This window comes from Gordonia sp. QH-12 (assembly GCF_001578675.1).
Lineage (GTDB): Bacteria > Actinomycetota > Actinomycetes > Mycobacteriales > Mycobacteriaceae > Gordonia > Gordonia sihwensis.
In genome coordinates, this window is the sequence record NZ_KQ969282.1 from 103,638 (window position 1) to 130,104 (window position 26,467).

At 71.5% G+C, this 26,467-nt stretch carries 1 protein-coding gene (running past one end of the window); it reads right to left on the reverse strand.

Features of this window, described 5'->3' with window-relative positions:
- A protein-coding gene (locus tag Y710_RS00595; RefSeq protein WP_062365896.1) for a non-ribosomal peptide synthase/polyketide synthase crosses the window boundary here: on the reverse strand, positions 1 to 26,467 show its 3' portion. It continues 16,817 nt past the right edge of the window; the window shows 26,467 of its 43,284 coding nt (coding positions 16,818-43,284); the start codon falls outside the window, past its right edge; it ends in the stop codon at positions 1 to 3.

Consider the following 26,467-nt stretch of genomic DNA (forward strand, 5'->3'; position numbering starts at 1 on the left):
TCACGGGCGTCCCTCCAGCAGCCGTGCCAGGATGGGCCCGATCTGTGCCAGCGCGTGCTGTGTGGTCATGTCGTTGTGGCTCGCGTCCACGTCGAAGACCACGATCGCCTCGGCCGCATCGGTCCAGTCCTCGCTCGGATCGTCCCGCCGCAGCCGGCCCTGACGCGCCGCGAAGTAGTCCACCCGGCCGTCGAAGAGCTGCGGGCGGTACGACTCGATCTGCCGCGCCACCAGATCGGTGTCCGGCAGCATCGCCCGCAGGTCCTTGCCGACCAATGAGGGCGGCAGGCCCGGCATCTGCGGAAGCAGTTCGAACAACCGCTCGGTGCTGACACCCTCGAGTCCGGCGAGCATCGACGAATCGAAGCCGAGTCCGGCGAGCACCTCGCCCATGTTGTCCGCGGCGGCTGCCTCACCGACCTCCGACAGCGACAGGTGGCTGTCGAGCATCGCCAGGGTCGCCACCTGCTGACCGTCGGCCCGCAGTGCGACGGCCATCGCGTGCGCGATGACACCGCCGAGCGACCAGCCGAGCAGGTGGTACGGACCCTCCGGCTGCACCTCGCGGATCTTCGCCAGGTACAGCGCCGCCACCTCTTCCACGGTCTGCGGCATCTCACCGCCGGACAGCACCGGCGACTGGATGCCGTACACCGGACGGTCGGGGAGGTATCCGGTCAGCCCGCCGTACGACCACGACAGGCCGATGAACGGATGGACGCAGAACAGCGGGGCGGCCCGGCCCTCGGTCCGGAGCGGGAGCAGCACCTGCAGATCGTCACCGGTGTCCTCGGCACCGAGCTCCGAGAGCCGTTCGGCGATCCGGCGCGGTGTCGCATCGGCGAACATCCACTGCATCGGCACCCGCAGGCCGAGTTCGTCGCTGATCAGGCCGACGAGCCTGGTCGCGAGCAACGAATGACCGCCCAGATCGAAGAAGCCGTCGTCGATTCCGACGTCGGTGGTGCCCAGCACCCGCTCGAACGCGTCCACCAGCATCTGCTCCTCGTCCGTGGACGGCGGGACGTACGGCGCACGTTCGGCGAACTCCGGCACCGGCAGAGCCTTCCGGTCGATCTTGCCCGCACCGGTCAGCGGCACGTGATCGATCGCGACCACCGCCGCCGGAACCATGTACGCGGGCAGCGTGCGGGCGACGAACTCGGACAGGGCGTCGGGATCCACCGCCGCCCCCTCCACGGGCAGGACGTAGGCGGCCAGCACGGTCTGTCCGCCCGGTCCGGGAACGCCGATGACGTGTGCGAAGTCGACGCTCGGGTGCGCGCTCAGCGCGGACTCGATCTCGCCGAGCTCGATGCGGAACCCTCGGATCTTGACCTGGAAGTCGGACCGCCCGACGTAGTCGAGCACCCACTCGTCTCCGCTCAGCTCGCCGCCCGGAATCCAACGGACCACGTCGCCGGTGCGGTACATGCGGTCACCCGGCTCTCCGAACGGATTCGGCACGAACCGCTCGGCGGTCAGACTCGGGCGCCGGTGATAGCCGCGCGCCAGACCCGGCCCCATCAGGTACAGCTCGCCGACCACGCCCGCGGCCACCGGCCGCAGGTTCGCGTCGAGCACCACTGCCCCGAAACCGGCACGCGGCGCACCGATCGTGACTCGCTGCCCGGCCTCCACGGCGATCCAGTTGGACCAGACCAGCGCTTCGGTGGGGCCGTACACGTTGACGAACAGGCGTCCCGGCGCCCAGCGCTCCACCAGCTCCGGCGGGCACGCCTCGCCGCCCACCGCGACGACGCGGAGATCGTCGAGTCCGGCCGGGTTCACCGAGGCCAGCGCACCCGGAGTCATCAGCAGGTGGGTCACCCGCTCGGCGCGCAGGAGGTCGGCGAGTTCGGCTCCGCCGAACACCTCCGGCGGGGCGACGACCATTGTCGCGGCCGCGCCGAACGCGATCAGGTACTCGCCCACCGAACCGTCGAAGCTCGGCGAGATGACGTGCAGCATCCGGTCGCCCGGAGCGATCGCCATCCGCACCCGCGCGTCCTGCGCCGATCCGGCCACGTCCCGATGGACCACCACGACGCCCTTCGGCATACCCGTCGACCCGGACGTGTAGATCATGTACGCGGCGGTCTCCGGCCGGATCGGCCGCAGTCGCACCTCGTCGGTGACCGGACCGGCCGGCCGGCCCTGGATCTGCGCGTGGTGCGCGGGATCGTCGAGGACGATCCACTCCAGTCCGCCGCTCGGGCCGCCCCGATGCGCGGTCACGGTGAGCCCGAGGACCGATCCGGAGTCGGTGAGCATGTGCTCGATGCGGTCGGTCGGATAGTTCGGGTCCACCGGCAGGTACGCCGCGCCCGATTTGACGACGGCCCACACCGCGGCCACCGACTCCACCGAGCGGCCGATCGCGATCGCCACGACGTCCTCGGTACCGACGCCGCGTGCCATCAGCTCGCGGGCCAGCCGGTTGGAGTACTCGTCGAGTTCGCGGTACGTGACCGAGCGCTCCCGCGCGACGACGGCGAGCGCGTCCGGGTCGACCGCCGCGGCGGCGGCGAACATGTCCGCCATCGACGCGTACGGGTAGGCCGCGCGTCCGGTCGCCGGCACCAGGGCGGCGCGCTGCGCCGGGTCCATCAGGTCCAGCTCCACCACTCGCGCCGTCTGCTGCTCGGCGAACGCGGTGATCGCCCCCACCAGGACGTCCATCACGCCCTGTGCCCGCTCCGGCGAGAAGGCGCCGTCGAGGTACTTGAGCCGCAGCACCAGCGAGTCCGTGTACTCCGCGGCCAGCGCCAGCGGGTAGTGGACCGTGTCGGTGCCCGTCAGACCCTCCACCGTCATTCCGTCGATGTCGCCGCCCTCGCCCGCCTCGACGTCGGGGTACGACTCGAACACCGCGAGGGTGTCGAACCCGGCGCCCGGCCCGGCGACCGCCTGAATCTCCGGCATGCCGACGTAGTGATGGTCGAGCAGATCGGTCTGTTCGGTCTGGATGCGTGCGAGCAGATCCTCGAGCCGCTCCCCGCCGCGGATGCGAACCCGCACCGGCAGGGTGTTGATGAACAGGCCGATCATCTCCTCGACGCCGTCGAGCTGCGGTGGCCGTCCCGAGACGGTGGCGCCGAAGACGACGTCGTCGCGTCCGGTCAGCGCCGACACCACGAGTGCCCATCCCGCCTGCACCACGGTGTTCATCGTGAACCCGCGGTCGCGGCCCAGGGCGTTGAGTCGCTGCGACAGTTCGGCGTCCAGCGTCACCGCGAGCTCACGGGACGACGATCCGTGGTCGACCGCGTCGCCGACCACCAGGGTCGGCTCGTCGACGCCGTCGAGGACGTCCCGCCACACCGACAGCGACTGTGCGCGGTCCTGCTTCGAGAGCCACACCAGGAAGTCCCGGTACGACCGCGCGGGCGGCAGGTGGGTCGCGTCGCCGTGCGTCGCGTAGAGCACGAACAGCTCCCGCAGGAACAGCGGCGTCGACCAGCCGTCGACCAGTGCGTGATGGACCAGGACCGCCAGCCGGTGATCGCCGTCGGCCATCTCGACGAGGGTGAAGCGCAGCATCGGCGGCCGGGACAGATCGAATCCGCTCCGCCGGTCGTCGTCGAGCAGACGCCGCAGCGCCTCATCCCGTTCGGCTTCGGGCACCTGCGTCATCGACACCGATCGGAAGGGCAGTTCCACTCCGTCGAGCACCACCTGTGCCGCGACACCCGCGTCGTAGCTGAAGGCCACGCGCAGGTTCGGGTAGCGGTCCAGGATCGCCTGCCCCGCAGCGCGGAGCCGGTCGGCGTCCACCCGGCCACCGAGCTTCAGCACCATCTGGACCTGGTAGAAGTCCTCGTCGTCGGTCGCGATCTGCGACTGGTAGACGAGACCCTCCTGCAGCGGCGACAGCGACCACACGTCGTCGACGCCGCCGTAGGCGCTCTCCCAGGCGTCGATCTGACGCTGGCTCACCGACACCAGGTCGAAGTCCGACGGGGTGTGCCCACCCGCGTCGGCCCGGTCGGTGTGCCGCGCGAGAGCCGTCAGCGCCGCCACCCACAGATCGGCCAGGCGCGCCACCTCGTCGCGGGTCAGGACGCCACCGGCGTACGCCCAGTCGGCCGTCAGCGACGAACCGACCGCGACCGCGTTCACGTCGAGCAGCGCAGGCACCACCATGTCGGGGTTGCGCGTGCCGCCGAGATTCACGGCCTCGCCCCGCTGCTCGGCTGCCTGCGGTGTCTCGCCGGCGCGCCGTCCGAGGTAGTTGAACCCGATCTGCGGTGTGCGCAGCGTGGACAGACGTGCCGCCGTCTCCGGGTTCATCCTGCGCAGCAGACCGTAGTCGACGCCTCGATCGGGTACGGCGGCCAACTGCTCCTTGACCGCCTTCACCGCCCGTCCCAGCTCGGGTCCCGCGGCGAAGGCGTCGTCCAGGTCGATGCCGGAGACGTCGAGCCGGACCGGATACTGCGAGGTGAACCAGCCCACGGTCCGCGACAGGTCCGCGCCGGGGAGCAATTGCTCCTCGCGGCCGTGGCCCTCCAGCGTCACCAGTGCCGTCGACTCGTCGACACCGCGTTCGGCTCGCCAGGCGACCAGCGCCAGGGCCAGCGCCGTCAGCAGTGAATCGTCCACCGATCCGTGGAAGGCCTCGGGCACCCGGTTCAGAACGGCGTCGGTGACGTCGTCGGGAACCACCACGCGGAACTCCTCCACGGTCTCGACGAGGTCGAGCGCCGGGTCGAGCGGGCGCGAGCCCAGATCCGGGTCGGGGCCCTCGAGCACCGACTCCCAGAAGTGGGCGCGATCGGCCGCATCGTCGGTCGAGGCGAGGTCGGCGAGTCCGTGCATCCAGCGCCGGAAGGAGGTTCCCACCTCGGGCAACTGCACCGGTTCTCCGCTCGCGATGCGCCCCCAGGCCACCGTGAGGTCGGCGGCCAGGATGGGCCACGACACCCCGTCGACCGCGAGGTGGTGGACCACCACGAGCAGGTGGCCGAGCCCGTCGGCGTCGTCGCCGACCAGCCACACGGCCTGGACCATCCGGCCGGCCCATGGATCGAGCCGGGTGCCGGCCGCCTCGAGTGCGGCGGACGCCGCGGCGGTGAACTCTCCCGAGTACCGCACCTGCGTCAGGATGCCGGACGGATCGACCGACCCGGCCTCCGCCACGTGCAGCGAGGTGACGCCGTCGGCGTCCACCAGACGGGCACGCAGCATGTCGTGATGGTCGACGACCGCGCCGAGCGCCGCGGTCAGATCCTCGAACGCGGCGGTGCGCGGCAGCGCCAACACTTCGGCCTGCGAGAACCGCGAGTAGCTGCGCCCGTGCTCGATCATCCACCGGCCGATCGGCGGCATCGGAACGTCGCCGACCCCGCCTCCCGGCAACTCGTCGAGGGTCACCAGCTCCGCCGCCTCGGCGGCCACCGCCAGCGCGGCCACCGTGCGGTGCTCGAAGACCATCCTCGGCGTGAGCAGGATCCCCGCGCTCTTGGCCCGCGACACGAGCTGGATCGCCATGATCGAGTCGCCGCCGAGGGTGAAGAACGAATCGTCCACACCGACTCGCTCGGCGCCGAGGAGTTCGGCGATCAGCTGCGCCAGGACCGCCTCGGTGTGGGTGGAGGGCGCACGGTAGGTCTGCGACCGCGACTGCGTGTCGGGTGCAGGCAGCGCCTTCCGGTCGAGTTTGCCCGAGGCGTTCAGCGGAAACGCCGGCAGCACCATGAGCACCGCGGGAACCATGTACTCCGGCAACCGCACCGACAGTGCCGCGGTGAGCGCGTCGACGTCGAGGCTCTCCCCCGCAGCGGCCGTCACGTAGCCGACCAATTGCGCAGCGCCGGGGATGTCTTCGCGCACCAGCACCACGGCCTGTGCCACACCCGGCTGCTCCAGCAGGACCGACTCGATCTCGCCGAGCTCGATCCGCAGTCCGCGCAGCTTCACCTGGAAGTCGGTGCGCCCGATGTAGACCAGCTCGATGCCCTCACCGTCCGCGGTCCGCACCCATTTGACGAGGTCACCGGTGCGGTACATCCGCTCGCCCGGCGCATGCGGGTCCGCCACGAAGCGGTCCGCCGACAGATCCGGGCGTCCGACGTAACCGCGGGCCAACTGCACGCCCGCCAGATACAGCTCACCGGCCACCCCGATCGGCACCGGGTTCAGGCGTGCGTCGAGCACGTGCAGCCGGGTGTTCCACACCGGCCGGCCGATCGGCACGGTCACCGTGTCGGAGGCGGTGTACTCGTGGAACGTCACATCCACCGACGCCTCGGTGGGACCGTACAGGTTGTGCAGTCGCGCCGGACTCAGCGCGGCGAAGGCCTGTGCGGCTTGCGGGGTCAGCGCCTCACCCGAGCAGAACACCTGCCGCAGCGACGGAACCCGACCGGGCTCCACGAGCGAGGTGAACGCGGAGAGCATCGACGGCACGAAGTGCGCAGTCGTCACCGACTCGGCCTCGATGAGATCGGCGAGGTACTGCGGGTCGCGATGGCCGTCCGGGCGGGCGATCACCAGGGACGCACCGACCTGCAAGGGCCAGAAGAACTCCCACACCGACACGTCGAAGGTCGACGGCGTCTTCTGCACCACCGCATCGTCCGAGGTCAGCGGGTAGGCCGACTGCATCCACGCGAGCCGGTTGACCACACCGGAGTGCGGGACCGCGACGCCCTTCGGGCGCCCCGTGGACCCGGAGGTGTAGATCACGTACGCGATGTTCGTTCCGCGCAACGGTGCGAGCCGTTCGGAATCGGTCACCGGACCGTCGGGGTAGTCGTCGACGTCGATCGCACCCAGCGTCCACACCGGGACACCGTCGGGCACCTCGAGGTCCACGCCTGTGTCGGCGAGCACCACCTGCGGTGCCGCCGATTCGAGGACGTACTGGGTTCGCTCGGCGGGGTGGTCCGGGTCGACCGGCACGTACGCACCGCCCGCCTTGATCACCGCGTACATGCCGACCAGCAGGTCGAGCGAGCGGCGCGCCGCCAGGGCGACGTGCACGTCCGGTCCCACACCGGCGTCGATCAGCTTCCGCGCCAGGGCATTGGCCTGAGCGTCGAAGTCCGCGTACGACAGTCGTCGGCCCTCGAAGACCAGTGCCTCGGCGTCCGGCGTCCGCGCGACCTGCGCGTCGAACAGGTCCGCGAGCGTCGCGGGGACGAGATCGTGCCCGGTGGCGTTGACCGCGGCGAGTGCCGAACGGTCGTCCTCGCCGGCGAGCGGCGCATCGCCGACCGCCGCGTCCGGATCGGCGACCAGTGCCCGCAGCACCCGGACGAAGGCGTCGCCGAAACCGCGCACGGTGGACTCGTCGAACAACGCCGTCGCGTAGCCGAACGAGACCGCGATCTCCGCCGGGCTGCCGTCGTCGGCGTATCCCTCCTCGACGCCGATCGACAGATCGAACCTCGCCGGTTCCGGTCCCGAGCCGACCGCCGAGACCGTCAGGCCCGGCAGTTCCAGGTCTTCGCGCTCGAGGTTCTGGAACGAGAGCATCACCTGGAACAGCGGCGAGTGCGCGGTCGACCGTTCGGGATCGAGAACCTCCACCAGACGTTCGAACGGGATGTCGGCGTTGCCGAACGCCGCCAGGTCGAACTCGCGAACCTGGTCGATCAACTCGGCGTACGTGATGCCGGGCTCCACCTGGGCACGCAGCACCAGGGTGCCGACGAACATGCCGACGAGATCGTCGAGCGCGGCGTCTCCACGGCCCGCGGTGGGGGTGCCGACGGCGATGTCCGACGACCCCGACAGCCCCGCGAGCAGCGCCGACAGCGCGGCGTGGACGACCATGAAGACGCTCGCCCCGCGATCCCGCGCCACCTCGATCAGGCCGCGGTGGGTGTCCGCGTCGACGGTGACCGCCACCGCGCCGCCGTCGAGCGACTGCACGCGCGGGCGCGGCCGATCGGCGGGCAGCTCGATCTGCGCGGGCAGATCGGCGAGTGCCTCGGTCCAGAAGGCCAGCTGACGTGCCGCACGCGACTGCGGGTCGCGCTCATCGCCGAGGAGTTCCCGCTGCCAGACGGCGAAGTCCGCGTACTGCACCGGAAGCGGCGTCCACTGCGGCGCCATGCCCGCGGCACGGGAGGCGTACGCGACCATCACGTCGCGCACCAACGGTGCGGTCGACGAGCCGTCGCCGGAGATGTGATGGATCACGACCACTAGCACGCGCTCGTCGGGTGCCGCCTCCAGCAGTTCCATCCGCAGGGGCGGCGCCGCTGTGACGTCGAAGCCGCGGGCCGCGAACGCGGTCACCTCGTCGACGATCCGGTCGGCGGACACCTCGATCACCGGCAGATCGGGAACGGTGTCGGCGGGCAGGATCACCTGATGCGGTTCGCGGCCGACGGCCGGGTACACCGTGCGCAGCGTCTCATGCCGCGCGACCACGTCGGCGATCGCCGCACGCAGCGCGTCCACGTCGAGTTCGCCCGTCAGACGCACCGCGAGCGGGATGTTGTACGCGGCCGACTCGGGATCGAACTGGTTCAGGAACCACATCCGTCGCTGCGCCGGCGACAACGGGATCCGGTGCGGGCGATGGACCGGGACCAGCGCGGGGCGGTCCGCTCCCGAGCCGCGCCGGGCGTCGATCAGCGCGGCCAGACCGGCCACCGTCGGTGCGTCGAACACGTCGCGAACCGCGAGGTCGGCGCCGAGCACCGCGTTGACGCGCGCCGTGACGCGCGTGGCCGACAGCGAGTTGCCGCCGAGATCGAAGAACCCGTCGGTCGATCCGGCGCGGGACACGCCGAGCACCTCGGCGAAGACGCCCGCGAGGATCTCCTCGGTCGGGGTGCGCGGCGGCACATAGGTTCCGGCCGTCTCGGTGATCTCGGGGGCGGGCAGCGCCCGGACGTCGAGCTTGCCCGCGGGGGTCAGCGGAATCTCGTCCAGAATCACGATCGCGGCGGGCACCATGTAGCCCGGCAGCCGCTCGCCGGCGAACGCCAGAAGTTCACGCACTGCGAGCTCCTCGCCGTTCGAGGGCAGCACGTACGACACGAGCAGGGTGTCGCCGCCGTCGGTGACGTGACCGCTGGTGTGCACGAACTCCACCGCCGTGTGGGCGGCCAGCACGGCGTTGATCTCGCCGAGTTCGATACGGAAGCCGCGGACCTTGACCTGCTGGTCGGAGCGGCCGAGGTACTCCAGGGACAGTCCGCGCTCAGCCTCGACCCAGCGAACGAGGTCGCCGGTGCGGTACATGCGCGCCCCGTTCCCGCCGTACGGGTTCGCGACGAATCGCTCGGCGCTCAGACCGAGTCGATCGTGGTAGCCGCGCGCCAGAGCCGGCCCCGCCACGTACAGCTCACCGGGCACGCCGACGGCCACCGGCCGCAGCCGGGCGTCGAGCACGAGTGCTTCCACACCGCGGTTCGGCGACCCGATGGTGACGGGTTCGGCGGGCTGCAGCGGCCCGTCGATCGTGACCGAGATAGTCGCCTCGGTGGGACCGTACATGTTGAACATGCGGCGCCCGGGCGCCCAGCGGGCGACCAGTTCGGGCGGGCAGACGTCGCCGCCGACGCCAATCATCTCCAGCTGGTCCATGCCCGTCTCGTGGACGGAGGCGAGCGCGGCCGGAGTGATGAAGGCGTGCGTCACATCGTGACGCCGCAGCAGCTCGGCCAGGTCGTCGCCGCCGTACACCGAGGTCGGTGCGATCACGAAGGTGGCACCGGCCCCGAAGGCCAGCAGGTACTCCAGCACCGACGCGTCGAAGCTCGGCGATGCGAAGTGCAGGACCCGCGAACCCGGCCTGGTTCCGCAGCGCTCCCGCAGTTCGGTCGCGAAGTTCATCAGGCCCTCGTGGGTCACCGCGACGCCCTTGGGCAGACCGGTGGAGCCGGAGGTGTAGATGAGGTAGGCGGTCTGCGCGACGTGCAGCGCGGCTGTGCGCTCGGCATCGGTGATCGCCGCGGCCGAGGCCGCGTCCACCGCGCTCGCGGTGTCCGCGTCGTCGAGTGTGAGCCATCGGCCGACGGAGCCGAAGGCGTCGCGCCAGGCCGATGTCGTCACGCCCAGGACCGCACCGGAATCGGTCAGCATGTGTGCGATGCGGTCGGCCGGGTATCCCGGGTCCACCGGCAGGAAGGCCGCGCCGGACTTGGCGATGGCCCACATGGCCACGACGGAGTCGATCGAGCGCGCCATGCCGAGCGCGACCACGGTCTCCGGGCCCGCGCCGCGGGCGATCAGCACCCGCGCCAGCCGGTTGGAGCGTTCGTCGAGTTCGGCGTAGCCGATGGCCTCGTCGCCGAGCACCAGTGCGGTGGACGCGGAGTTCGCCGAGGCCGTGGACGTGAGCATCTCGGCGAGGGTCGCCGGTCCGGCCGGTGCGGCGCCGCGGACCGGTGCGAGCGCCTCGATCTCGGCGTCCTCGAGGAGTTCGATGTCGCCGATCCGCACCCGGGCGTCCGCAGCCACCGCGGCCAGGATGCGCGTGAGGCGGTCGCTGAACGCCCGGACGGAGCTCTCGTCGAAGATGTCGGTGGCGTAGCCGAAGGTCAGCGCGAGCCCGGCCGGACGACCGTCGTCGTCGAAGCGCTCACGGTACGACAGTTCGAGGTCGAACTTCTCCACGTGGGTGTCGTCGGCCAGCCCGGTGACCGTGAGCCCCGGGAGCTCGAACCGCTCCTCGCCGATGTCCTCGGTGGACAGCACCACCTGGAACAGCGGCGAATGCGCGCTGGAGCGCACCGGATCGAGGATGTCGACCAGCCTCTCGAACGGCAGGTCGGCGTTGGCGAAGGCACCGAGGTCGGCACCCCGGGTCTGCGACAGCAGATCGGCGAAGCCGGCGTCCGGTTCCACCTGGGTGCGCAGCACCAGGGTGTTGACGAACATGCCGATCAGATCGTCGAGGGCGCGCTCACCGCGGCCCGCGATCGGCGTGCCGATCGCGATGTCGGAGCTGCTCGACAGTCGCGCGAGAAGTGTCGCCAGCGCCGCGTGGACCACCATGAACATGGTGGCGCCGCCCTCGGACGCGATGTTCCGCAGGCCGTCGTGGACCCGCGCGTCGAGTTCGAAGCCGACGCTCGCGCCCTGCTGCGACCGGTCCGCCGGACGCGGCCGGTCGGTCGGCAGGTCGAGAACCTCGGGAAGGCCCGCGAGCGTGCTCTGCCAGTACTGCACCTGCTGTGCCGCCAGCGACGCCGGGTCGTCCTCCGCCCCCAGCAGCGACCGCTGCCAGATCGCGAAGTCGGCGTACTGGACCTGCAGCGGCGCCCAGCCGGGCTCCGAGCCCGCCGAGCGCGCCAGGTACGCCACCATGACGTCACGTGCCAGCGGCGCCGTCGACGAGCCGTCGCCGACGATGTGGTGGACCACGAACGCCAGCACGTGCTCGTCGGGGGCGATCCGGTACAGGGCCACGCGCAGCGGGGCCTGAGCCGTCACGTCGAAGGGCGCCAGCGCGAAGTCTCGGACGACACCGGCGATCTCGCCGGCGGCCACGTCGACCGGTGCGAGGTCGCCGAGGACCTCGTCGGCGGGCCGGATCGACTGGTAGGGGCCGTCGTCTCCGGCCGGGAAGACCGTGCGGATCGACTCGTGCCGGATCACCACGTCCCGGACGGCCTGAGCCATCGCCGAGGTGTCGAGTTCGCCCGACAATCGCACGGCCAGCGGGACGTTGTACGCCGCCGACTCCGGGTCGTACCGGTTCAGGAACCACATGCGCTGCTGCGCGAGCGAGAGCGGGATCCGCTCCGGGCGCGGCTGCGGCGCCAGTGCGGGGCGGGTCCGGCCGGTGCCGGTCCGCTCGGCCGTCTCGGCGAGCCCGCCGACGGTCGGTGCGTCGAACAGGGCGCGCACGCCGAGGTCGGAGCCGAGAGCCTCGTTGACCCGAGCGATCACCCGGGTGGCGACCAGCGAGTTGCCGCCGAGCGCGAAGAAGTCGTCGGTGACGCCGACCCGATCGAGGCCGAGCACCTCGGCCACCACTCCCGCGACGACCTCCTCGACCGGCGACCGCGGAGCCACGTACTCGCCCGCGTCCGCCTCGAGGTGCGGCGCCGGGAGAGCGCGTCGATCGAGTTTGCCGCTGGCGCCCAGCGGCATCTCGTCGAGCGCGACGAATGCGGCGGGCACCATGTACGCGGGCAGTCGCGTCCCGAGGTACGTCTTCAGTTCGCCCGCGTCGAGAGCCTCGACGCCGGCTGCGACCACGTACGCGACCAGCTGATCGCCGACGTGGTCATCGTGATGGAGGATCACGGCCGTCTGGTCCACCTCGGGGTGGCTCGCCAGCGCCGCCTCGATCTCGCCCAGCTCGATGCGCAGGCCGCGCAGCTTCACCTGGAAGTCGGTGCGCCCCAGGAACTCCAGCCGTCCGGCGTGGTTCCATCGCACCAGATCGCCGGTGCGGTACATCCGGGTGCCGTCGGCCGCGAACGGATCGGCCACGAACCGTTCGGCCGTCAGATCGGGGCGGCCGAGGTACCCGCGGGCCAACTGGACGCCGGTCAGGTACAGCTCGCCCGCCGAGCCCACGGGAACCGGGTGCAGACGGTCGTCGAGCACCAGAGCGCCGGCGTTCCACGACGGACGCCCGATCGGCACCGTCGCGACCTCGCCGAGCGCTTGGACCGCCGGCTCGAACAGGATGCCGACGGTGGTCTCCGTCGGACCGTAGGTGTTGTCGATGACGGTGCCGGTGGCCGCGGTGAACTCCTTCAGGAGTCCGGCCGACAGTTCCTCGCCGCCCGCCACGACGTACTCGAGCGAGTCGAGTGCGGATGCGTGGCCCGCGGTGAGGAACGCGCTGAGCAGCGACGGAACGAACTCCGCGACGGTGACCCGCTGCTCGGCGATGAGTCGGGCCAGATAGTCCGGGTCGCGGTGTCCGCCCGGAGCGGCCACGACGACGCGACCGCCCACCTGGGTGACCGCGAACGTCTCCCAGACCGAGACGTCGAAGGTCGCGGGAGCCTTCTGCACCACTCGGGACGACTCGTCCAGCGAGTACCGGTCGACGATCCACGCGAGGTAGTTCGCGATCGCCTGCTGGGTGAGTGCCACGCCCTTGGGGAGGCCGGTGGAGCCGGAGGTGTAGATCAGGTACGCGAGGTGGTCGCCGCGCAGCGGAACGATCCGGTCGGCGTCGGTCACCGGTTCCGGCGACAGACCCGCGACCGCTTCGTCCTCGAGGAGGATCGGCTCGACGCCGTCGGGCAGTGCCCCGCGGTCGGCCTCGGTGGAGATCACGACGGCCGGCTCGGCCGAGTCGAGCACGTAGGCCGAACGCTCGCGCGGCTGTTCCGGGTCGATCGCGACGTAGGCGCCGCCGGCCTTGGCGACCGCGTACATCGCGGTCAGCATCTCCACCGACCGCGACACGGCGATCGCGACCACCGTGTCCGGTCCCACGCCGGCGCCGATGAGCCGGCGCGCCCAGCGGTTGGCCTGCGCGTCGAAGTCCCGGTAGCTGATCTCGCGGCCCTCGTAGACGACCGCGACCGCATCCGGGGTGGCGGCCACCTGACGTTCGTAGCGCGCCAGCAGAGTCCGCTCGGCGACCTCGACGGCCGGGCCCGCGCCGTCGGCGAGCACCGCGGCGCGCTCTGCCTCCGACAGCCAGGCCGCGTCGCCCACCCGCTGTTCGGGATCGGCGGTCAGCGACGTCAGCAGCCGGACGAACCTCTCGGCGATCGTCGCGACGGTCGAGGCGTCGAACAGTTCGGTGGCGTAGACGAAGTAGGCGTACATCCCATTCGGCTCGCCGTCCTCGGTGACGGCGTCGCCGAGTGTCAGGTCGAGGTCGAACTGAGTCACCTCGACGCCCGGGTCGAGCGCACCGACCGTGAGCCCGGGCAGTTCGAGCTCGGCCCGCTGCTGATTCTGCAGTGACAGCGAGACCTGGAACAACGGGTGATGCGACGTCGAGCGCACCGGATTGAGCGCCTCGACGAGCTGCTCGAAGGGCACGTCGACGTGCCCGAACGCCGCGAGGTCGGACTGGCGCACGCGATCGAGCAATCCGGCGAAGGTCTCGTCGCCGTCGATCTGCGAACGCAGCACGACGGTGTTGACGAACATGCCGACGAGATCGTCGAGCGCGGCCTCGCCGCGGCCGCCGATCGGAGTGCCGACGGCGATGTCGGTCTCCCGAGCCAGCCGCGAGAGCAGCACCGCCAGCGCCGCGTGCACGACCATGAACGGCGTCGCACGATGCGCGGCCGCCAGGTCGGCCACCGCTCGGCGCACGTCCTCGCCGATCTCGAACACGTGCCGGGCTCCGGCCATCGACTGCTCCACCGGACGCGGACGGTCGGTGGGCAGGTCGAGTGCGTCGGGCAGGCCGGCGAGTTCGCTCCGCCAGAAGCCGATCTGCCGCGCGGCCACCGACTCCGGATCGTTCTCGTCGCCGAGGACCGCCCGCTGCCAGACGGCGTAGTCGGCGTACTGCACCTCCAGCGGCGACCAGCCGGGCGCCTCGCCCGCGGCGCGCGCCGTGTAGGCCACCATCACGTCCCGCGCCAGCGGTGCCATCGACATGCCGTCGGCGCTGATGTGATGGACCACCATCACCAGCACGTGCTCGGCGACGTCGGTGTCGGCCACCTGGAGCAGCCGCACCCGCACCGGCGGAGCGGCCGTCACATCGAAGCCGGAGCCGAGGACGTCCGCGACCGCGGGAAGCAGATCCGCCGCGTCGACGGCGACCGGTGTCAGGTCCACCGGGACCGCCGCGGTCGGCAGCACATCCTGGTAGGGCCCGTCGGCCGAGTCCGGGAAGCGGGTGCGCAGCGACTCGTGCCGCTCCAGCACGTCGGTGATCGCGGCGGCGAGGGCATCCACGTCGAGATCGCCGGTGAGGCGAATCGCCATCGGAATGTTGTATGCGGGCGACGACGGGTCGAACTGCGCGAGGAACCACATCCGCTGCTGAGCCAGCGAGAGCGGCACCCGGTCCGGTCGCGGCCCGGCGACCAGCGCCGGGCGCTCGGCGGTCCGGCCGGTCCGCTCGTAGCACTGGGCCAACTCGGCGGCCGACGGCGCGTCGAACAGGTCCCGCACGCCGAACTCGGCGTCGAGCGCCGCGTTGACGCGCGCCACCACCCGGGTCGCGACCAGCGAGTTGCCGCCCAGATCGAAGAAGCCGTCGTGAACGCCGACGCGGTCGACTCCGAGCACCTCGGCGAAGACGTCGACGATCGCCTGCTCGACCGCATCGCGCGGGGCGACGAACTCCGTCGCGGCACCTGCCGTGTCGGGGGCGGGCAGCGCTCGGCGGTCGAGCTTGCCGTTGGCCGTCAGCGGGAACTCGTCGAGCACGACGATCGTCGACGGGACCATGTACGCGGCCAGGAATCCGCTGACGTGGTCCAGCACCGCGCCGGGCTCCACGTGGGCGCCGGCCTCGGGCACCACGTAGCCGACGAGGCGGTCGCCGGTGTGCTCGTCGGTGTGCACGACCACCGCGGAGGCGGCCACACCGCGATACCGCATCAGCGCGGACTCGATCTCACCGAGTTCGATCCGGAATCCGCGCAACTGCACCTGGAAGTCGCTGCGGCCCAGATACTCCAGCTGTCCGTCGGCGTTCCAGCGGGCCAGGTCGCCGGAGCGGTACATGCGTTCGCCGGGCGCACCGAACGGATCCGCCACGAATCGCTCGGCCGACAGGTCGGGACGGCCGAGATAGCCGCGCGCCAGCTGGCCGCCGTGGACGTACATCTCGCCGACGACGCCCACCGGTGCGGGCTGCAGCCGGGAGTCGAGGACGTAGACGCCCATGCCCGGCAGTCCGCGCCCGATGACGCTGGCCTTGGACGCGCGGGCGAACTCGCGGTCGAGCGGCAGATAGCTGACGTGCACCGTGGTCTCGGTGATGCCGTACATGTTGACCAGCGCGACCTCCTGGTCGTCGTGCCGCTCGTACCAGCGCTCCAACTGCGCGAGGTCGAGCGCCTCGCCGCCGAAGACGACGTAGCGCAGCGCCAGATCGGGAACGGACTCCTCCCCCGCGCCCGCGACGCGGTCGGCTTCGGCCAGCTGATAGAAGGCCGACGGCGTCTGGTTGAGGACCGTGACGCGCTCGCGACGCAGCAGTTCGAGGAACTCGTCCGGCGAACGCGAGGTCAGGTAGTCGACGATCACCAGGGCGCCGCCGTGCAGCAGCGGGCCCCACAGCTCCCACACGGAGAAGTCGAAGGCGTAGCTGTGGAACATGGTCCACACGTCGGTCTCGTCGAAGCCGAAGTCGAGCTGGGTGTCGGCCATCAGCGTCAGCACGTCGACGTGGGGAATCACCACGCCCTTGGGTCGCCCGGTGGACCCCGACGTGTAGATGACGTACGCGGGATGCTGCGGGCGCAGCGGTGCCAGTCGGTCGGCGTCGGTCACCGGGCCCTCCGGCTGCGCCGCCATCCGCTCGGCGAGGTCCGGCGAATCGAGCAGCAGGACGGGCAGTTCGTGCGCGGGCAGGGACTCCGCGTCGGCGGCGGTGGACACGACCACCGTCGGACGGGCGTCGGCGAGCATGTACGACAGCCGGTCCTGCGGGTACGTGACGTCGACGGGCACGTATGCGCCGCCCGCGGTGACCACCGCGAGCAACGCCACGGCCAGGTCGGCCGTCCGCGGCATGGCGACCGCGACCAGCGACTCGGGCCCGACGCCCTCGGCGATGAGCACCCGGGCCAGACGGTCGACCCGTCCGGCCAGTTCCGCATAGGTCAGCCGCTCGCCGCCCGCGACCACGGCGGTCCGGTCGGCGTGGGCCGCCGCCTGCGCGGCGAACGCATCGGCCAGCGTGTCGGCCGTGGGCGCGACACCGGGCACGAAGCCCAGTCCCAGCACGTCGGAACGCTCGGCGTCGCTCAGCACGCCGATCGACGCGATCGGTGCCTCCGGCGTTTCGGCGAATGCGGTGAGCACCCTCTCCACGCGGTCGAGCACGGTCTCCGCCGCGGCGGCGTCGTACAGATCGGTCAGGTACTTGAGCTGCAGGTGGAGACGGTCGGCTGAACTCGCCACCAGCGTCAGCGGGTAGTGGGTGGAGTCCATGCCGCGCAGTCCGGTGACCCGCATGCCGTCGATGTCGGCGGCCTGCGCGAGGGCCTCGGAATCGACCGGGTACGACTCGAAGACGCTCAGCGTGTCGAATCCCGCGCCCGCGCCCACCGCGCGCTGGATCTCCGAGAGACCCAGGTAGTGGTGGTCGAGCAGTGCCGCCTGTTCGGCCTGCAGGCGCCGCAGGAACTCCTGCGCCGACTCCCCCGGACGCACCGTGACACGCACGGGCAGGGTGTTGATGAACAGGCCGATCATCGATTCCACGCCCGGAAGGTCCGCGGGCCTGCCGGAGACGGTGGTACCGAAGGTGACGTCGTTGCGACCGGTCTGCGCCGACAGCACCAGACCCCACGCCGCCTGGACGAGGGTGTTGAGGGTGATGCCGTGAGCCCGCGCCAGTGCGCCGAGGGTGGACGTCAACCCGGCGGGCAGCAGCCGTTCGGTGTCGGCGGAGTCGGCCGATGCCGCCGTCGCCTCGCCGGCGACGAGTGTCGGCTCGTCGAGTCCGTCGAACGCGGCGGCCCAGGCGGTCAGCGACGACCGGTGGTCGCGGTGCGAGAGCCACACGAGGAACTCGCGGTACTCGCCGACGACGGGCAGCGCCGAGCCGTCACCGGAGGCCGCGTACAGGAACAGCAGGTCCTTGAGCAGCAGCGGTGTGGACCAGCCGTCCAACAGGACGTGGTGGTTGGTCGAGAGCATCCGGTAGTCGGACTCGCCCAGTCGGGCGAGGGTGAACCGCAGCAGCGGCGGCGTCGCCATGTCGAAGCCGCGCCGGCGGTCGGCGGCCAGCAGATCGTCGAAGGCCGCTTGCGGGTCCGCGGCGGCCCGGAGGTCCACCTCGGCCCACGGCAGCCTCACGGCCGCGGGCACCACCTGGACGGGCAGTCCGTCGATCGAGTCGAAAGCGACCCGGAGGTTCGCATGCCTGCGCAGCAGTGCCTCGCCCGCCGCGCGGAGGCGGGCGGGATCGACCACGCCCTCCAGCGTGAGGACGGTCTGCACCATGTAGGCGTCGAGTTCGTCACCCGCGAACTGCGCGTGGAAGAGCAGTCCCTCCTGCAGCGGCGAGAGCGACCAGATGTCGGCCACGTCGCCGTGACGCTCCTCGACGGCCTCGACGGCTCGCTGGTCGAGCCGCACCAGCGGCAGATCCGACGGGGTGAGACCGCCGGCACCGGGCGCGTCCGCGTACCGGGTCAGAGCCGTGAGCGCCTCCACCCACAGATCTGCGATCTCGCGGACCTGTTCGGCGGTGAAGACACCGGTGGCGTAGGAGAAAGTGGCGCCCAGGCGCGTGCCGTCGGCGGAGTCGACCGCCGAGGCGTTGATGTCGAGCGCGGCCGGGAGGGCCATCGCGGCATCACGCGTGCCGCCCAGGCTTCCGGAGTCGCCGTCGAGCTGCCACGGGGCGTCGTCGACTGTCCCGGTGCCCGCGGAGACGCGGCCGAGGTAGTTGAAGCCGATCTGCGGCGTGCGCAGTCCGGCGAGCGCCGAGCGCCCCTCCTCGGTCAGATAGCGCAGCATGCCGTAGCCGATGCCGTTGTCGGGCACCGCGCGCAACTGCTCCTTGACCCGCTTGAGCGCGGCGCCGGCCGCCGGACCACCGGCCAGCGCGTCGTCGACGTCGAGTCCCGAGAGGTCGACGCGCACCGGGTACGAGCTGGTGAACCAGCCGACCGTGCCGGACAGGTCGGCGCCGGGGACGGCCTGCTCTTCGCGGCCGTGCCCCTCCAGCGTGACGAGTGCGCTCGGGGCGTGGACTCCCCGCGCCGCTCGCCACGCCGCGACGGCCAGTGCCAGCGCGGTCATCAGGGAGTCGGTCGCCGAGCCGTGGACCGTTCCCGGTACCCGGCCGAGGACGGCCTCGGCGATCTGCGGCGGCAACTCGATCCGCAGGTCATCGACGGTCTCGACGGTGTCGATCTCGGGGTCGGCGTACCGCGCACCCAGCGCGGGATCGTCGCCGGTCAGAGTGGAACGCCAGAACTCGAGTTCCCCGGCCCGCGACGGTGCGGCCTCGGCGAGGGCGTGGGCCCAGCGGCGGAACGACGTCGCCACCGGCGACAGTTCCGCCGTGGCCCCCTCGGTGACGCGGTACCAGGCCAGCGCGAGGTCGGGAACCAGCGACCGCCACGAGACACCGTCCACCACGAGGTGGTGGGCCAGGACCAGCAGACGGTCGCGCCCGCCGTCGGTGCGGTGCAGCCAGACGAACTGGGTCGTCACGCCGGACCGCGGATCGAGCCGGGCACCGGCGCGGCGCATCTGTTCCTCCGCGGCCGCGGCGAAGGCCTCGGTTCCGGGAGCGGCGTCGACGTCGACGCGGGTCAGCAGTCCGGCCGCCGGAACCGAGCCCACCGGGCCGATGGACAGACCGGTGGCGTCGGCAGCGGTTCCGGTACTCGTGACGAGGCGGGCGCGCAGGACGTCGTGGTGGTCGAGCAGCATGGCGATCGCGGCCGCCAGATCCGACTCCTCGACGGACTCGGGGAGCGTCAGGAGCACGGCCTGGGAGAACTCGTCGTACGCACGGAGGTCTTCGATCATCCAGTGCATGATCGGCGTCAGCGGTGCCTCGCCGACCCCGCCTCCCGGCAGCTCGTCCAGGCCGGCTGCGGCCTCGGCGGCGGCCACCCGCGCCAGCGCGGCGACGGTGCGGTGCTCGAAGACCTGGGCCGGACGCAGGACGATGCCCTCGCGCTTGGCGCGCGAGACCAGCTGAATGGCCATGATCGAGTCGCCGCCCAGCGCGAAGAAGGAGTCGTCCACACCCACGCGGTCGAGACCGAGCAGTTCGGCGACCAGATCGCAGAGCACGGTCTCGACACGGTCGGCCGGTGCGCGGTACTGCGTGACCGACTCGGTCCGGTCGGGCGCGGGCAGCGCCTTGCGGTCGAGCTTGCCCGAGGCGTTCAACGGGAACTCGTCGAGCGGCATCAGCACCGTGGGCACCATGTACTCCGGCAGGCGAGCCGAGATCGCCTCGGTGAGAGCGTCGACATCGAGTTCACCGGACGCGACGTCGCCGACGACGTAGCCGACGAGCTGCTGTGCGCCCGGAACGTCTTCGCGCACCACCACGACGGCTTGCGCGACCGTCGGCTGATCGAGCAGCGCCGCCTCGATCTCGCCGAGCTCGATGCGCAGACCGCGAAGCTTGACCTGGAAGTCGGTGCGGCCGATGTAGTCCAGTTCCAGCCCGCCGTCGGTCCGGACCCATCGGACCAGGTCGCCGGTGCGGTACATCCGCTCCCCGTCGGCCGCCGGGTTCGCCACGAAGCGGTCGGCGGTGAGGTCCGCGCGTCCCACGTAACCGCGCGCCAGCTGCACGCCGGCGAGATACAGTTCGCCTGCCACGCCGACCGGCACCGGATGCAGACGGTCGTCGAGGACGTGGACTCCGGTGTTCCACACCGGGGCGCCGATCGGCACGGCGGCCGTGTCGGCCGGGGTGACCTCGTGGTAGGTGACGTCGACGGCCGCCTCGGTGGGGCCGTAGAGGTTGTGCAGACGCGCATCGCTCAACGCCGCGAAGGCCTGCGCGGCCCGCGGCGTCAGTGCCTCGCCCGAGCAGAACACCTGGCGCAGCGAGCCGACCGATCCCGGAGCCACCGCCCCGGTGAACGCCGACAGCATCGACGGGACGAAGTGCGCGGTGGTGACCGACTCCGCCTCGAACAGCTCGGCGAGGTACAGCGGGTCGCGGTGCCCGTCCGGCTGCGCGATGACGAGCGACGCGCCCACCTGCAGCGGCCAGAAGAACTCCCACACCGACACGTCGAAGGTCGCGGGGGTCTTCTGCGCCACAACGTCGTCCGGGGTGAGCGCGTACTCGTGCTGCATCCAGGCGAGGCGATTCACGATCGCCGAATGCGGCACCGCGACGCCCTTGGGGCGGCCGGTGGAACCGGAGGTGTAGATGACGTACGCGGTGTTCGTCCCGCGCAGCGGCGCCGACCGCTCGGCATCGGTGATCGGCGCTGTCGACCATCCGTCGAGGTCCACCGTGTCGACGGTCCACACCGGCAACCCGTCGGGCGCGGGAAGGTCGGTGTCCGACGCCGTCAGCAGCACGGCGGGCGAGGCGGAGTCGAGCACGTACAGGGTGCGCTCGGCGGGATGGTCGGGATCGACCGGGACGTAGGCGCCGCCGGCCTTGACGATCGCGTACATCGCGGTGAGCAGTTCCAGCGACCGCGGAAGGCCGAGTGCCACCGGGACGTCCGGTCCCACGCCCGCGTCGATCAGCATCCGTGCGAGCGCGTTGGTCCGGGCGTCGAACTCCGCGTAGGTGAGGCTCTGCCGGGAGGCGCCGGAGCCGAACACCAGCGCCGTGGCGTCCGGAGTGCGCGCGGCCTGCGCGGCGAACACTCCCGCGAGCGTGCCCGGTTCCACCGGAGCAGCGGTCGTGTTGACCGCGGCCAGGTCGGCTCGGTCCTGCGCGGAGGTGACGGGCACGTCGCCGACGATGCGGTCGGCGTCGTCGCAGATCCCGTGCAGGACCGCGAGGTAGGCCTCGGCGAAGCGTTCGACGGTCGTCCGGTCGAACAGCGCCGTGGCGTAGCTGAACGTCGCGGGCAGATCGGCGGGCGACCCGTCGGCGTCCCGCCGGTCGGTCACGGTCAGCTGCAGATCGAACTTGGCGACATCGAAGTCGGAGGTGAGTCCGCTCACCGACAGACCCGGCAGGTCGAAGCTCGCCGGGGCGTTGTTCTGCATGGTGAACATCACCTGGAAAAGCGGCGAGACCGCCGTCGACCGCGACGGCGCCAGCACGTCGACGAGTTGCTCGAAGGGCATGTCGGCGTGGGTGAACGCGGCGAGATCGTTCTGCCGGACCTGCGCCAGCAGGTCGGCGAAGCTCGCACCGCCGTCGACGCGGGTACGCAGCACCAGGGTGTTGACGAACACGCCGACCAACTCGTCGAGTGACTGCTCGCCGCGCCCGGCCACGGGCGTGCCGATCGCGATGTCGGATTCGCGGCCCAACCGGGACAGCAGCGCGGCGAAGGCCGCGTGCAGCACCATGAACAGGGTCGCGTCGTGCGCCTCCGCGACCTCGAGGAGCCGCCTGTGCAGGCGGGCGTCGATCGTGAACGGGCTGCCCGCACCGGCCGTCGACTGGACCGCCGGACGCGGCCGGTCCATCGGCAGGTCCAGCACCTCGGGCAGACCGGCGAGGCGATCGGTCCAGTAATCGCGCTGGCGCCCCAGCAGTGACTCCGGATCGTCCACGTCGCCGAGCGTCTCGCCCTGCCAGAGCGCGTAGTCGGCGTACTGGACCGGCAACGGCGACCACTGCGGCGCCGCACCGGCGGCACGCGCGGTGTACGCGACCATGATGTCGCGGGCGAGGGGCGCGACCGACGCACCGTCGGCCGTGATGTGGTGCATGGTGACCACGAGCACGTGCTCGCGGGGGCTCTGCTCCAGCAGCGCGATCCGCACCGGCGGCCGCGCGGTCACGTCGAAGCCCTCGGAGATCAGGTCGACCGCGCGCGCGACGACCTCGGCCTCGGTCACCGGGATCGGCGTGATGTCCACGCGAGAGGCCGGGAGAATCTCCTGGTAGGGACCGTCGGCGGAGTCCGGGTACACGGTGCGGAGCACCTCGTGACGCGCGAGCACGTCCTCCACTGCCTGTTCGAGGGCGGCGACGTCGAGTTCGCCGCTCAACCGCACGGCCAGGGGCACGTTGTACGCGGCCGACTCCGTGTCGAACTGATTGAGGAACCACATCCGGCGCTGGGCCAGCGACAGCGGAATCCGATCCGGACGCGGGCGGGCCGTGAGCGGAGGCCGCTCGTCGGCGGTCGCCGTCTCCAGATGGGCGGCGAACTCGGCCACCGTCGGGGCGTCGAACAGGTCGCGGACCCCGACGCGCACGCCGAGCGCCGCGCCGACGCGCGCGGTGACCTTCGTCGCCGACAGCGAGTTGCCGCCGAGGTCGAAGAACCCGCTGCTGACGCTGACGCGCTCGAGGCCGAGGACCTCGGCGAAGACGCCTGCGACGATCTCCTCGGTGAGGCTGCGGGGCGCCTGGTAGTCGCCCTCCTCGATGGTGAACGACGGCGCGGGCAGTGCCCGGCGGTCCAGCTTGCCCGCAGGCGTGAGCGGGACCTCGTCGAGTGCGACGACCTGAGCGGGAACCATGTACGCGGGCAGGAACTCCGCCGCGAACGATTTCAGCGCGACCTCGTCGACCACGTGTCCGGGAGCGGGCAGCACGTACGACACCAGCGCGGTGCCGCCGTCGGGTGCGGTGACGCCCTCCGTGGTGACGAATCCGACGCTGTCGTGGCACGAGAGCGCGCCGCTGATCTCGCCGAGTTCGATGCGGAAGCCGCGGACCTTGACCTGGAAGTCCGAGCGGCCGACGTACTCGAGCCGCCCGTCGCGCGTCCACCGGACCACGTCGCCGGTGCGGTACATCCGCTCGCCCTCGCTGAACGGGTTCGCGACGAATCGCTCGGCGGTCAGCCCGGCGCGATCGTGGTAGCCGGCGGCCAAGGCCGGTCCGGCGAGGTAGAGCTCACCGGCCACTCCCACCGGAGCCGGCCGGAGGCGGCCGTCGAGCACGGTCAGCCGGAAGCCGCGCGTCGGTGCGCCGATCGTGATCGGCGCACCCGCACGCAGGGGCTCGGACACCGTGCACCAGACGGTGGTCTCGGTGGGTCCGTACAGGTTCAGCATGGTGCGCTCGGGTGCCCAGCGGGCCACGAGTTCGGGCGGGCAGGCGTCGCCCGCCACGGCCAGCACGCGCAGGTCGTCCAGTCCCTGCGGATCGGCCGCGGCCAGCGCGGCCGGCGTGATGCAGGCGTGGGTCACCCGGTTCGCGCGCAGGAAGTCCGACAGTTCCACGCCGCCCAGCAGCCCCGCGGGCGCGACGACCATCGTCGACGCGCTGCCGAAGGCCATCATCATCTCGAACACCGAGGCGTCGAAACTCGGTGACGCGAACTGCAGCGACCGCGAGCCGGGGACCAGCTGCATGTGCGCGCGCTGCTCCGCGACCAGGTTCGCCAGTCCCCGATGGGTCACCACGACGCCCTTGGGCAGACCGGTGGACCCGGAGGTGTAGATGACGTAGGCCGGCGAGTCCACGCGCATGCGGCGCACCGGGGTCACCTCGGCGACCGACTCGGCCGCCAGCAGCGCATCGATCTCGTCGAAGACGATCCAGTCGACCTCACCGGAGAGCTCGGGACGCTCGGTCGACGTCGTGAGACCGATCCGTACACCCGAATCGGTCAGCATGTGCGCGATGCGGTCGGCCGGATAGCTCGGATCGATCGGCAGGAACGCCGCGCCGGTCTTGACGATCGCCCAGACGGCAGTCGCGGTGCGGATCGATCGCGGCATGGCGACCGCGACGTAATCGCCGGTGCCGATGCCGCGCTCGGCCAGCAGCCGGGCCAGCTGGTTCGACCGCTCGTCGAGCTGACGATAGGTGAGCGCCGCGGAGCCCTCCTCCACCGCGATCCGGTTCGGATCGTCGGCGACGGCGTCGGCCAGGATCTGCGGGAAGGTGCGGGGCGCCACGGACGCCGGGCCGGCGACCGCGCTCAACTCGTCGCTCTCGGTCGGCGACAGGATCGGGACGTCGCCGATCGGCACCGTCGGGTCCACGACCACGGTCGACAGGATGCGCACGAGCCGCTCCGCGAAGACCTGGACGGTCGACGCGTCGAAGAGGTCGGTGGCGTAGTCGAACGAGCCCCGCATCCCGGCCGGAGTACCCGATTCGTCGACGGTCTCGGCGACCGTCAGCTGCAGGTCGAACTTCGCGACGTCGGCGCTGATCTGCTCCGGCGCGATGGCCAGGCCCGGCAGCTCCACCGCGACCTCGCCCGCATTCTGGAAGTCGAGCGCCACCTGGAACAGCGGATGGTGCGACTGCGAGCGGGTGGGGCTGATCGCCTCGACCAGACGCTCGAAGGGCAGTTCGGTGTGCCCGAACGCGGCCAGGTCGGTGGCGCGCGTCTGAGCGAGGACACCGGCGAAGTCGACTTCGGGCTCCACCACGGTGCGCAGGACCAGGGTGTTGACGAACATGCCGACGAGCCCGTCGAGTTCGGGTTCCCCGCGGCCGGCGACCGCGGTGCCTATCGCGATGTCGGTGGTGGCCGACAGTCGGGCCAGCAGCACCGAGAGCGCCGCATGCATCACCATGAACGTCGACGCGCCGTGCGCGCGACCGATCTCGGTGACCGCGCGATGCACTTCACCGTCGATGGTGAACTCCACACGGCCACCGCGCATCGACGGACGCGCCGGGCGCGACCGGTCGGTGGGCAGGTCGAGCTGATCGGGGAGCCCGGCGAGCGCCTTGGTCCAGTAGGCCAGCTGGCGTGCACCGCGCGAGTGCGGGTCGTCCAGGTCTCCGAGGAGCTCACGCTGCCAGATCGCGTAGTCGGCGTACTGCACCGGCAACGGCGCCCAGTCCGGGGCGTGACCCGCTGCGCGGGCGGTGTAGGCGGTGATGACGTCGCGGACCAGCGGTGCCAGCGACGACGCGTCGGACGCGATGTGGTGCAGGACCAGCACGAAGACGTGATCGGTCACGTCCTCGCCCGGTTCCGCCACCCGCAGCAGAGCGGCGCGGATGGGGACCTCGGCGGTCACGTCGAAGCCTTCGGTGGCCAGCGCCGCGACGCGGCCCGCCACCTCGTCCGGGCCGACCCGGTCACGGATCAGGTCCAGTCCCGCCGATTCCGCGTCGAGGATCTGCTGGTGCCCGCCGTCCCCCGCATCGGGGTAGACGGTGCGCAGCGTCTCGTGCCGCGCGACCACGTCGCCCAGCGCGGCGCCGAAGGCATCGGCGTCGAGCTCACCGGTGAGCCGGACCGCCAGCGGGATGTTGTACGCCGCCGACGAGGGGTCGAGCCGGTTGAGGAACCACATTCGCTGTTGCGCCAGAGACAGCGGTGCCCGCGCCGCCCGCTCACGCGGCGTCAGCGCCGGGCGGCCGTCGGCCGAGCCTCGAGACACGCGGGTGGCGAGTTCGGCGACGGTCCGTGCCTCGAAAAGATCCCGCACTCCCAGGTCGGAGCCGAACTCGGCGTTGATCTGCGCGACGACGCGCGTCGCGATCAGCGAGTTGCCGCCGAGGTCGAAGAAGTCGTCGGTGGCGCCGACGCGCTCGGCACCGAGCACCCGGCCGACCACCTCGGCCACGCCGACCTCCACCTCGCCCACCGGCGCGACGTGAACCGCCGCGCGGGTGAACTCCGGTGCGGGCAGCGCCTTGCGGTCGACCTTGCCGATCGGGGTCAACGGCACCTCGTCGATCACCATGATGACCGCGGGGACCATGTACGGCGGCAGCCGGTGCGCGGCGTGCGCCGCCAGCGCATCGGTGTCGACGACAGCTCCGGCCACCGGCTGGACGTAGCCGACCAGCACGGTGTCGCCGGCCGGTCCGGGGACACCCAACGTGACG